11 protein-coding genes are annotated in these 12162 nt (G+C 34.7%); 3 read left to right on the top strand and 8 right to left on the bottom strand.

All coding sequences use genetic code 11. The annotated features are described in order from the left end of the window. Positions 1-280: 280 nt before the first annotated feature. The gene (locus tag PSU83_RS06885; RefSeq protein WP_300588243.1) at positions 281-1477 is read right to left on the bottom strand and encodes a pyridoxal phosphate-dependent aminotransferase; all 1197 of its coding nucleotides are present in this window, start codon (positions 1475-1477) and stop codon (positions 281-283) included. 129 nt (positions 1478-1606) lie between these two features. Here PSU83_RS06885 and PSU83_RS06880 point away from each other — a divergent pair, with 129 nt between their 5' ends. Beyond that, positions 1607-2923 (top strand): aspartyl protease family protein, encoded by a 1317-nt coding sequence (locus PSU83_RS06880; RefSeq protein ID WP_300588241.1) that lies wholly within the window; start codon positions 1607-1609, stop codon positions 2921-2923. Positions 2924-2954: 31 nt separating this feature from the next. Here PSU83_RS06880 and PSU83_RS06875 read toward each other — a convergent pair whose 3' ends face one another. Next, positions 2955-3389 carry a DUF1573 domain-containing protein gene (locus PSU83_RS06875; RefSeq protein WP_300588239.1) on the bottom strand — a complete coding sequence of 145 codons (435 nt, stop codon included), beginning with the start codon at positions 3387-3389 and terminating at the stop codon, positions 2955-2957. A gap of 290 nt (positions 3390-3679) precedes the next feature. Here PSU83_RS06875 and PSU83_RS06870 point away from each other — a divergent pair, with 290 nt between their 5' ends. After that, entirely contained in the window at positions 3680-6310 is a 2631-nt protein-coding gene (locus tag PSU83_RS06870; RefSeq protein WP_300588236.1) for a valine--tRNA ligase, read from the top strand. 50 nt (positions 6311-6360) lie between these two features. Here the strand turns inward: PSU83_RS06870 and PSU83_RS06865 are convergent, their stop codons facing one another. From PSU83_RS06865 to PSU83_RS06855, 3 genes are all read right to left on the bottom strand, one after another. Continuing rightward, positions 6361-6585 carry a hypothetical protein gene (locus PSU83_RS06865; protein ID WP_300588234.1) on the bottom strand — a complete coding sequence of 75 codons (225 nt, stop codon included), beginning with the start codon at positions 6583-6585 and terminating at the stop codon, positions 6361-6363. 19 nt (positions 6586-6604) lie between these two features. Then, positions 6605-6778 carry a hypothetical protein gene (locus PSU83_RS06860; protein ID WP_300588232.1) on the bottom strand — a complete coding sequence of 58 codons (174 nt, stop codon included), beginning with the start codon at positions 6776-6778 and terminating at the stop codon, positions 6605-6607. A 335-nt stretch (positions 6779-7113) separates the two neighbouring features. Then, the gene (locus PSU83_RS06855; RefSeq protein WP_300588229.1) at positions 7114-7746 is read right to left on the bottom strand and encodes an outer membrane beta-barrel protein; all 633 of its coding nucleotides are present in this window, start codon (positions 7744-7746) and stop codon (positions 7114-7116) included. A gap of 274 nt (positions 7747-8020) precedes the next feature. On the opposite strand from PSU83_RS06855, the gene PSU83_RS06850 reads away from it, so the two are divergent. Then, positions 8021-8743, top strand: coding sequence for a hypothetical protein (locus PSU83_RS06850; protein ID WP_300588227.1), 723 nt, complete (start codon positions 8021-8023; stop codon positions 8741-8743). 57 nt (positions 8744-8800) lie between these two features. Here the strand turns inward: PSU83_RS06850 and PSU83_RS06845 are convergent, their stop codons facing one another. The 3 genes from PSU83_RS06845 to bshC form a co-directional block, all read right to left on the bottom strand. Beyond that, positions 8801-9220: a nucleoside-diphosphate kinase gene (locus PSU83_RS06845; protein WP_300588224.1), complete on the bottom strand. Its 420-nt coding sequence runs from the start codon at positions 9218-9220 to the stop codon at positions 8801-8803. Between the two features lie 66 nt (positions 9221-9286). Continuing rightward, complete coding sequence (locus tag PSU83_RS06840) at positions 9287-10468, bottom strand: T9SS type A sorting domain-containing protein (protein ID WP_300588222.1); 1182 nt, start codon at positions 10466-10468, stop codon at positions 9287-9289. 101 nt (positions 10469-10569) lie between these two features. Next, the gene (bshC, locus tag PSU83_RS06835; RefSeq protein WP_300588220.1) at positions 10570-12162 is read right to left on the bottom strand and encodes a bacillithiol biosynthesis cysteine-adding enzyme BshC; all 1593 of its coding nucleotides are present in this window, start codon (positions 12160-12162) and stop codon (positions 10570-10572) included.

Genomic DNA, 12162 nt, shown 5'->3' with positions numbered 1-12162 from the left:
TCATGTTTTTCCATAAGGATACTTTTTTGTGTATCGCTATTTCAGGACAAGACAACTTAAATAAAAAAAAAGGTTCCGATTTAATCGGAACCTTTTTTTTATGTAGGATAGAAAGATGTTCGTGACTACTAGCCCCGATAGGAGTGGAAATCCTCGCAGAGATTGTAACGGATAGCGGGACGGAAGTTGTTAAGAAGCACTATTGGTCTGCTTCTAAAAAAGAAAAATCCCGTCTAGTTCTGAAAAACGAGACGGGATTTTTTACACTAAATGGAGTAATTTATAGCTTATTGTACACTTCCAAAGCATCTTTAAGGATGGCCACTGAACGAACCAAATCAGCTTTTTTAAGGACATAGGCAATTCGGACTTCGTCTAAACCAACGCCGGGAGTCGAATAGAAACCAGCTGCGGGAGCCACCATAACGGTTTCTTTGTTGTTGTCATACGATTCTAAAAGCCATTTAGCAAAATCATCCGCGTTTTTAACAGGCAGTTTTGCAATGCAATAGAAAGCACCTTTTGGGGTTCCTACTTTTACACCCTCGATTTTTTGCAATTCCGTAATCAACGCATCTCTTCTTGCTTTGTATTCTTCAATCACGTCGTCAAAATAACTCTGTGGCGTTTCCAAAGCGGCTTCGCTGGCAATTTGCGCATAAGTTGGCGGACTTAATCGGGCTTGTGCAAACTTCATTGCGGTCGCCATTACTTCCTTATTTTTAGAAACAATGCAACCAATTCGGGCGCCGCACATACTATATCTTTTGGAAACCGAATCAATCATTATGGCATTTTGCTCAATTCCGGGATCGTTCATTACCGAATAATGTTTGTCGTTTTCATCATAAATGAATTCGCGGTACACTTCGTCAGCAATAAGGAATAAATCGTGTTTTTTAACGATTTCAGCCAATTGTAAAATTTCTTCTTTCGAATACAGGTAACCCGTTGGATTTCCTGGATTACAGATTAATATTGCTTTGGTTCTAGGTGTAATTAATTTTTCAAAAGCGGAAATAGGCGGCAAAGCGAAACCTTCGTCAATTGTAGAAATTACAGGAACAACGGTTACGCCTGAGGCTATTGAAAATCCGTTATAATTTGCGTAAAAAGGTTCTGGAATAATGATTTCGTCACCTACATCCATAGTACTTCCCATGGCAAAAAGCAACGCTTCAGAACCACCAGTTGTAATGATAATGTCTTGAACATCTACAGGTAAACCGTGTGATTTATAATAAGCAGAAAGCTTGGTTCTGTAACTTTCAAATCCTGCAGAATGGCTGTATTCTAAAACGGTGATATCAGCATTTTTTACAGCATTCAAAGCTACATCTGGCGTTTTAATATCCGGTTGTCCAATATTTAAATGATATACTTTATTACCTTTCTTTTTTGCAATTTCAGCGTAGGGAACCAATTTTCTAATTGGTGATTCAGGCATTTGTTGGCCTTTTAATGAAATCTTCGGCATAGTTTATTTATTTGAAATGCAAATTTGCGATTTTTTTCATTGGTAAGCAACGCATTTGGAGATATATAATTTGTTAAAAATAGCCTTGTCAGAAAATTATTTTCTAATTTTATTCTAAAATCAATTCTAATGCGTTTGAAACTAGTGTTTCTTTTTCTGATATGTTCTGTCACTATTTTTAGTCAGTCTGAATTTCATTTAGTAAATCCAACAAAAAAAGTTGTTGTTTCCTTTAAACTTATCAATAATTTAATCTTTATTCCAGTTAATGTCAATGGAGAAGAATTGACTTTTTTATTGGATACAGGCGTAGAGCAAACGATACTTTTTAGTCTGGATGATAAAAACGAAGTAAAACTTTTTGAAGTAGAGAAATTAAAACTAAAAGGATTAGGAAGTAGGGAAGCGATTGATTCTTATAAGTCTTCACGAAATAAAGTAGCAGTAAAGAACTTTTTTGATTTAAATCATGAAATTTATGTTATTCTGGATCAGGAGATTAATTTTTCTTCGCAAGTGGGGATTCCGGTAAACGGAATTCTTGGCTACAATTTTTTCAAAAATCATATTGTTGAAATTAACTATGATAAACGCAAAATCATTATCTATGATCATCAGAATCAAAACGTTTATGCACGTCTTCAGAGAAAATTTGTTAAAGATTCAATAACTATTGAAGATAATAAGCCCTACTACATTTCTAATATAAAGTCTGACGGAAGGATGCTCCCTTCGAAATTATTAATAGATACAGGAAATAGCGATGCTGTGTGGATTTTCACAAGTAAAACGGATAAAATTAAAGTGCCAGAAAAAAATATTGAAGACTTTCTTGGCCGAGGATTTAGTGGTAACGTTTATGGTAAAAGAGGAAGAATAGATAGCTACGAATTTGGTAGAAAAACGTTCAGTCTTCCTTTGGTTACGTTCCCAGATTCGGCCTCTGTAAAAAGCGTGAGTTTTGTTCCAAACCGAGTGGGTTCTGTAGGAAGCGGAGTTATTTCAAGGTTTACTGTTGTTTTTGATTATCAAAATAATGCTATTTATACAAAACCAAATAGCAAAATAAAAGAGCCATTCCATTTTAATATGAGTGGAATAGAAGTCGAGCATGCAGGCTTAGAATGGGTAAAAGAAATCGACAATGCTGATATAAAAATTTATACGAGTGTTAAGGATGAAAAAATTCAGAGCAATCTTAAAATCCATTTTGAATTAAAGCCTGTTTTTAAGATAGCTAGTGTGAGAACAGGTTCAGAAGCAGAAAAATCGGGACTTAAAATAGGAGATAAGATTCTCAAAATTAACAAACACATATCCCACGATTTCAGTATAGAAAGGATAAATGAATTACTCAAATCAGAACCCGGAAAAATAATCGAAATAGAAGTAGACCGCAACAATAAAACTTACACTTTTACATTTCAACTTAAGGAAATTATATAAAAAAAAGCCCCAATTTCTTAGGGCTTGTTAACTATTGCATCATTGGACTTGATGATTTTTTCTCGAGAAGATTTACGACAGGTTTCTCTACTACTTCGCCTTTAATTTTGATTGCTACACGACCTTCTTCTACATTTACAGCATTACTTTCTACTGTAATTGTTTTTCTAATTGGACCGGTATTCATATTATATTTTACATCAATAGAGCCTGTTTTTCCCGGAGCAATCGGTTCTTTTGAAAAAGTGGGAACTGTACAACCGCAGGTACTCTTTGCTTCCTTAATAATTAGAGGCTGGTCGCCTGTATTGGTAAATACAAAAGTCCGCAAACCGTTGTCATCCTCTTTATTTACCTTTCCGTAATCTATGGTGTTGTCTTTATCTTTAAATTCAATCTTCGGTCCTTTTTGAGCAAAAATCGCTGCATTGATTGATAGAACTGCGATAAGTAAATATTTTTTCATGGTAAACTGTTTAATTGGTTAGTAAAAATAGTCTGTTTAAATTAATACACAAAAGTTTAATTCTTAATTTTTTCTAAAGTCTTTATTAATTACTTTTGCAGTGCAGTTTACAAAAGGTGTGCCAAAGGATTTCAACGTGTGCTGAGAAGGTCAGTAGCGAAAGGCTTGGGATTTATTAGCCAACCATTTTCCCGCTTTCCGCGCTACAAGGTTGCTCGCTACAATCGGGGCTAAAAGAGAAATGTAGTGCACTTTTGTAAATAAATAATCAAATTAACGAATAAACAAATATGTCGATTCCCGCACAGTTTAACGCTAAAGAAGTAGAAAAAAAATGGTACGATTACTGGATGAAAAACAACTATTTTCATTCCAAACCCGATCATAGAAAACCGTACACCATAACCATTCCGCCACCAAACGTGACTGGAGTTTTGCATATGGGACATATGTTGAACAACACGATTCAAGATGTTTTAATTCGCCGTGCGCGTCTTAAAGGGTTCAATGCGTGTTGGGTTCCGGGAACGGATCACGCTTCTATAGCAACGGAAGCTAAAGTTGTGGCCAAACTAAAAAGCGAAGGCATCAACAAAAACGATTTGACTCGCGAAGAATTTTTGGTGCATGCTCACGCTTGGACCGACAAATACGGTGGAACTATTCTGGAACAACTAAAACAATTAGGCTGTTCTTGCGATTGGGACCGAACTAAATTCACCATGGATCCCGATATGTCGGCATCAGTTATTCGATCGTTTGTCGATTTATACAATAAAGGCTTAATCTATCGCGGTTACCGAATGGTAAACTGGGATCCGGAAGCCAAAACAACCTTGTCTGACGAAGAAGTGATTTTTGAAGAAAGACAAGGGAAATTATACTTCATAAAATACCAAATCGAAGGAAGTTCTGATTTCCTAACGGTTGCTACAACGCGTCCAGAAACGATTTTTGGAGATACCGCTATTTGTATCAATCCAAATGACGAACGTTTTACTCATCTGAAAGGGAAGAAAGTGATTGTGCCAATTTGTGGAAGAGTAATTCCGATTATTGAAGATGAATATGTTGATATCGAATTCGGAACAGGATGCTTAAAAGTAACTCCTGCGCACGATATGAACGATAAAACGCTGGGCGAAAAACACAATCTTGAAATCATCGATATTTTTAACGAAGATGCTTCTTTGAATTCTTTTGGATTGCAGTATCAAGGAAAAGATCGTTTCGTTGTTCGTGAAGAAATTGCGAATGAATTAGAAGCAATCGGGGCTTTAGCCAAAACAGAAACACACTTAAATAAAGTGGGAACTTCTGAAAGAACTAAGGCTGTAATTGAGCCACGCTTATCTGATCAATGGTTTTTGAGCATGGAGGAATTGGTGAAACCAGCCATCAAAGCGGTTTTAGAAACGAAAGAAATTAAATTATATCCATCTCGTTTTGATAATACGTACCGTCATTGGTTGGAAAACATCCGCGATTGGAATATTTCACGCCAATTGTGGTGGGGACAACAAATTCCGGCTTATTTCTACGGCGATGGAAAAGAAGATTTCGTTGTGGCAGAAACTATTGATGATGCTTTAGTATTGGCTAAAAAAGCAACTGGAAAAGACAATTTAACTAAGAATGATTTACGTCAGGATGCTGATGCTTTAGATACTTGGTTCTCTTCGTGGTTATGGCCAATGGCTGTTTTTGGCGGAATTATGGAACCTGAAAATGAAGATTTTAAATACTATTATCCAACAAATGATTTGGTTACGGGTCCAGATATTCTATTTTTCTGGGTTGCCCGAATGATTATTGCAGGATATGAATTTGCAGGTGAAAAACCTTTTTCAAATGTGTATTTAACCGGATTAGTGCGTGATAAACAACGTCGTAAGATGTCTAAATCATTAGGGAATTCTCCAGAACCTTTGGAACTAATTGAAAAATTTGGTGCTGACGGAGTTCGCGTTGGATTGCTTTTGAGTGCTTCTGCCGGAAATGATATCATGTTTGATGAAGAATTATGTAACAACGGAAAAGCATTTGCTAATAAAATATGGAATGCCTTCCGATTAATAAAAGGTTGGGAAGTTGCCGATATCGCACAACCTGAAAGTTCTAAAGTGGCTATCGAATGGTATGAAGCAAAACTGCAGCAAACCTTAGTAGAAATTGAAGATCATTTTGAGAAATACAGACTTTCAGATGCTTTAATGTCGATTTACAAATTGGTTTGGGATGATTTTTGTTCGTGGTTCTTGGAAATGATTAAACCCGCTTACCAGCAGCCAATCGACAGAGCAACATTTGATAAAGCTATCGAAATGTTGGAAGCCAATTTAAAATTATTGCATCCGTTTATGCCATTTTTGACGGAAGAAATTTGGCAGTTTATTGCTCAGAGAACTCCAGAACAAGCCTTAATTATTGCGGAATATCCTAAAATGACTTCGTTTGACGAAAAGCTAATTGCCAATTTCGAATTCACTTCTGAGGTCATCGCTGGATTGAGAACTATTCGGAAAGAGAAAAACATCGCAATGAAAGATGCAATCGATTTGAAAGTGGTCAACAATGAAAAAGTGTCGACTTATTTTGATAGCGTGATAATCAAGTTGGGTAACATCGTTTCATTAGAATACATTACAGATAAAATTGATGGTGCGTTGACATATAGAGTAAAATCTAACGAATATTTTATTCCGGTTTCGGGAAATATTGATATCGCTGCTGAAATTGCGAAATTGACTGAAGAATTAAAATATACTCAAGGTTTCCTAAGAAGTGTTCAGGGAAAATTGTCTAACGAAAAATTTGTTGGCGGTGCACCAGAAAAAGTGCTTGAAATAGAACGAAAGAAAGAAGCCGATGCTTTGGCAAAAATTGCAACGATACAGCAGAGTTTAAAAGGTTTACAATAACAGAAAGCCTCGAGAAATCGAGGCTTTCTTAAGTTTAGGAGAATAATTAATTAATCTTTTGATTTGTTGATGGAATATATTCCGCCTACAAAAAGAATAACTGCGAAGCCGATATATAAATATCCTTGTTGTTTTCCGGATTCATTTGAAGCATCGATTTTTATTCCGATTACTTTTACTTCTTTAGAATTAGCTGCTATTTTATTATAACCTGTGTAGCCTAAAAATAAACTTGCAATAATTAAGAGTGCTCCTATAAGTTTTGATGTGTTCATGATGTTGATTTAAGTTACGTTATTTGTTTTTTCCGAATCGACTAACGGCATATACAATCAAAGCTATGACTGCTACGACAATGAATATTCCGAATCCCATTCCGGCTTTGAAGATTCCGCCAATTAAATCACAACTCGTGAAAGAAGTGAGCATTAAAGTAAATAGGGCAGCGAATTGTAGTTGCTTTTTCATGATGTTTGGATTTTGATTAGTACATTTTTGAATTAGTTTTGTAAAATTAAATAGTGGCGGTTCGCTTATTGTTACAATTTTTTTAGAATAATTTATATAATTTAATTTAATGGTTGTCACCAATAGACCTCTTTCAAATAGAAACTTATTGTCAGTTTGGAGCTTTTCGAAGACCTTTTTTTAAGCACTTCGATACTTCCTTCGTCAATACAGGTATGTTCAGAGTGACAAACTGCAAATAATTGTCTTTATATCTAATTGCACCCAGCGGGTTAATTTTAATAAAAAAATCCCTCTCGATTGGAGAAGGATTTTGAAACTGCTTGCAGCGTAATTTAGAATTTAAAACCTAATTTAAAGTAAATCGCATTTATAGTTTCTATTTTTTGCGCTCTTCCGTCTTTTTTCATATCGGTTAAATCACTTTGATTTTCTAAGCCCAATCCAACAGTAAGTTTATCACTAACAATAAAACGCGTTCCAATTTGACTAGAGAAACCGAAATTCCATCCTAGGTTTTTGCTGTCTGAATCGCCTCCAATGGTTTCTATTTGTTGTTTAAGCAAAGTTCGAGCGTAAGCACCAATACCGATCGAGAAAATAATTTTGGCATTTTGCGTTTCTTCATTTTTCAGAATTGTATAATCTCCGTTAAATTGCAGTGGAATGTGTAAGTAGGCATTTTTGACGCTAATTTCATTTCCGGCCACTGTAGTATTGGCATAATATTCCAAATAACCAACACCGGAAGTTATGTCCCATATTTTACCTAATTTATAGGATAGTAAAAGATCTCCACCATTGACATTTCCGTTTAAAGTGACGTTGCCTTTTTCTTTGAGTCTGGCAAAACCAATTTTGGTATTTACGGCAAATGACACTTTACTTTCTTTGGTTTCGGGTACTGTTTGTGCCGTTATAGAATACGATGTAAACAATAGTAATGCTGCAACAATGTGATTTTTCATGTTCGTTTGGATTTGATTTATTTCATAACGCAAAATAATCTTTTTTGGTATTCTTATAAGATAAATAATAACACTTTTGAGGTGATTTTATAGTTTCTGATTGTTAATAAGTCTTAAATTATACCTATTCACAAGAGATTATGGAGATAAAATTGTTAATAACTTGCATTTCAACGATTTTTATGGTTGTTCGTAGGTAAAGTATATCAAAAAAGTGTACTGTAAGTAACTTTGGGTAGTTGAATAAATTGGTAACAATCTTATTTGAAATATTATGAAAAATCACACCCAAATTTTAGTAGTACTAGCAAGTGTTTTTTCCTTAAGCTGTTTTTCTCAGCGTACAGAGCGTTTTCCTGCTAATGCGAAAATGTCTAGCGAACAAACAATCAATAGTACGACATTAAGATCTGATCTTGCTGTAGTTTCCTACCATGTTGAAGAACGAGTGAATAGGCCAATGGGAAGCAGCATTACTACTTATACTGTTTCTAGTTTAAGTTTAGTAGCCACCAATGATTTGGGTGAAAACAATAGTAGAGTAATTACGCCAATATACGGAAAACCTAAAGTAGAGGCACTAACGGCACTTATACCTGTATTAAAAAATAAATCAAGCGTTAAACTATCTGAAGTTCCTACTAGCATACTATCTTCAGGAAATATTATGAAATCAATTGATGTTGCTGATACTAATGAAGCAACTCCTACTATAATTGAAACGAAACCTAAAAATGTAAAAATTGATATTCTGGCAACATATGAACGAATTATGGACAAAGGATATAAAAATGTTGACATGATTACTAAAGTTGGAAACAGTCATTTTTTTGCTGGGGATTTAGTACTTGCGGCTAAATGGTATGCCGAATTATTTGCCGTGAAAACCGATTTAGAACCCGTTTATTATTACCGATACGCTCAATCATTAAAGGCTGTCAAGCAATTTGAAAAAGCCAATGCAATGATGAAGATATTTGAAACTATGAGTTTATAAAATATAAAAAACCCGCTTCGAAAGAAAGCGGGCTTTATAGTGTATGTTAGTTTGTGTTTAAAACTGTTCTCTTCCTGCAAAATGAAATCCAGCTTCAATAGCTGCATTTTCATCACTATCAGAACCGTGAACTGCATTTTCACCCATTGAAGTTGCATATTTTTTACGGATAGTTCCTTCTTCTGCATTAGCAGGATTGGTAGCTCCGATTAACGTTCTGAAATCTTCAACAGCATTTTCTTTTTCCAAGATAGCAGCGACGATTGGTCCGCGTGTCATGAATTCAACTAATTCTCCGTAGAACGGTCTTTCTGCGTGAACTGCGTAAAATGCTTTAGCATCCGCTACAGTCAATTGCGTTAATTTCATTGCTACGATTCTGAAACCACCTTCAGTAATCATATTTAAAATTCCACCGATGTGTCCGTTTTCAACACCATCCGGTTTAATCATTGTAAATGTTCTATTCGTCGCCATTTTTTTTATTTTTAATTTGGGTGCAAAAGTAAAGCTTTTAAGCCACTATTAAAAACGATTCGTCTATCAATTTTTAATAATCTTTTTTACGGTAAAATCTAATCCTGATTTGATTTTCAAAAAATAAACGCCGTTGCTTAGTAAAGTTCCATCCAATTGAAATTGATTACTATTAGGAATAAAGCTTTGAATTACTTTTCCGTTTACATCAAAAAGTTCCACACTGTCAATAGTTGTTGAATGTGATAAGTTCCAGAAGTTGTTCGTTGGATTTGGATAGATATTAATTTTTGAAACAGAATGTTCTGAATTCGATAAAACATTGGTAAATGTATAATCGCCACTACCTTTTTCAAATGTAATGTTATAACTTCCGGCAATAACTTGGATATTTGATCCACCTTGTGTTCCAATTCCAACAGGAAAATCTGCAGCACCCCAATTGGACACCCAGAGATTATCTTTTCTAAATTTTGCTTCACCATCGGTCATACTTAAATTTGAAATACTATAATTAAATCCGTCGGTGGTATTCAAATCAATATCCTCTGCTGTAAATCCGCTCAACGCCGTTCCCAAAATCCCAATGCTTGGTAAAGAAAAATTATAATCGCCAGTAATTCGGTTAAACGTTACAAACCATTCTCCTCCGGTTACTTGAATGCTTGGTCCGCTAAGTGTCGCTATTCCTGCTGGAAAAGAAACGCTTCCCCAAACCTTGGTGTTTCCGTTATTTTCTCTGAAATAGGCAGTTCCCGTGCTGTAATTAAATCCTGAAAGTGTATAGGTTATCCCATCTGTAGTAGTCATATCAACATCAGGTGCTGTAAATCCTTGTTGGGAATTCACTGCTGGACCCCAAATTCCGATACTCGAGAAATTCAAACCTGTGCTTGGAATAAACGTGTAAGTTCCGTTATTTCTGTTGAACGTGATATCATACGTTCCGGCTTGTGTCAAAATGTTGGCACCATCTTGCACAGCCGTTCCTGATGGAAAATTGCTGTTACCCCAATTGGTTCCCCAGTCATTATTGAGTCTGAATTTAAGGCCAGTTGTAGTAGGATCTGTTGCGTCCGATACCGTTATGTTATTTAGCGTATACGTAATATTGTCGGTGGTTATCATCGCAATATCAAATCCCCAATCCGCAGATGGAGTAGTACTTCCGATGATTGAAATGGTTTGTGCTTTGGTATTAAAAGCAAAAAAAGTTACGAGAAATAGATGAAGTAATTGTTTTTTCATAAAACGTTGGTTTAACATTAGTTGACCAAAGTATGTGAAAATTGATGATAATTATAATAGAAAGTTAACGAAAACGTTTTCGTGTTGAAAACTTATAAGATTCAGAGCGTAATTATACTGAAGTGTGGTTCTAATGGTTTGAGTTCCTGAAATAATTTCTCTATGAGTTTGTTATTCGCTTCCAAATAAAACTCTGAGAAATTGGCTTTTCGTTCCTGCAATCCTTGATTGGGAAATAGTTCATTTTGCAATAAAATGATCTGTTCTAATTTTTCAGCATGAACTCTTTTTTCAGCTTTTAATAATCGTTTTTCTAAATTTTCTAAACCTTTGATTTGTTTAGTTTGCTGCGCATTTACCGCGCCAATGAATGATTTATCTGTTTGATTCGCAATTTCTACTAGCTTTTCAAACTGTTGTTTTAACTGTTCTTTTTGCTCCGAAAAATCTATTTTAAAAGCAGAGAATTCCTTGGTTTTGTTGTCGAATAATTCTTGTTGATTTTCGAATAAATCTGACCAAGAAAGCTTTAGTTTATCCGCTTTATGAAGTTGTTTTTCTGTAGTTATTAGAACTGAATTTCGAACTAAAAGTATTGGAAACGCTATGGTTTTAGCCTCAAAATTAGATTTTAATTGCAACCAATACGCAATTTCACCTCCGCCGCCAATGTAGCAAAGATTAGGTAAAATAACTTCTTGGTATAAAGGTCTTAGTATTACATTTGGGCTAAATTTTTTAGGATTACTTTCGAGTAACTCTAAAATTTCTTTTTCAGAGAAAGTGAGTTTCGTATTGTTGATTTTATACTGATTCTCTTCAAAAACAATACGTTCTCTTAAATTATCTTCAATATAAAACAGATTGATTTCTCTCGGATTTACCTGAATAGTGTATTCTTTTTCTAAAAGCGAATTGGTATCGGAAACCTTTTTAAATGAAGTCTGATTCAATAATTCCTCTTTTGCATAAGGAATAAATAATTCCTTCAACTCTTTATCATCGCCGTCAAGAATCACTAAACCGTGACTTGCGAATAATTCATTTGCCAAAAATCGAGTTGCATCGGCTAGATTATTTTGTTTTAAATAACTGTTAGTGAAAAGTTCTTTTAAATACGTTGCATTTTGTCCTAAACCTAGCTCGCTGGCAAAAACTTCTAAAACCTCATTTAAACCTTGTGTTGAAAGTCTTCCTACAGGACCAGAGCTTTCAGTATTCCATTTGATTTTGGAGCCTTTGAAATTGAAATAGTTTATTTCTTCAAAATCATGATCTTCCGTCGCCATCCAATAAATTGGAACAAAATTATGCTCGGGATAGTGCTTTTTCAAGGTTGTACATAGATTGATTGTACTAACAATTTTATATAAAAAATACAACGGACCCGTGAACAAATTCAGTTGATGCCCCGTTGTAATAGTATATGTATTTGAATCGGATAAAAGTGAAATATTCTTTTGTGTAGCTTCTGAAATCTGAAAATTTTTATATTGATTTTCAAGCGAAGTAACCAAACTAGTTCTATTTTCTTGAGGATAATTCTTCGACTTTTCTTCAATTTGATTTTTAAAGTTTTCCAATTTTGGAAAACGATTATACAGCGAACTTAATTCGGGCTTCTCCTCTAAATAATTGGTAATTAATTTAGTAAAATATCCTGATTTTTGATAGCTAATACAGTCAGTAGGCAT

Origin of the sequence: Flavobacterium sp. (genome assembly GCF_029945805.1) — a bacterium.
In the GTDB taxonomy this organism is placed as follows: Bacteria; Bacteroidota; Bacteroidia; order Flavobacteriales; family Flavobacteriaceae; genus Flavobacterium.
The sequence above is the reverse complement of the archived record's forward strand: the minus strand, read 5'-3'. Positions and strand labels throughout refer to the sequence as shown.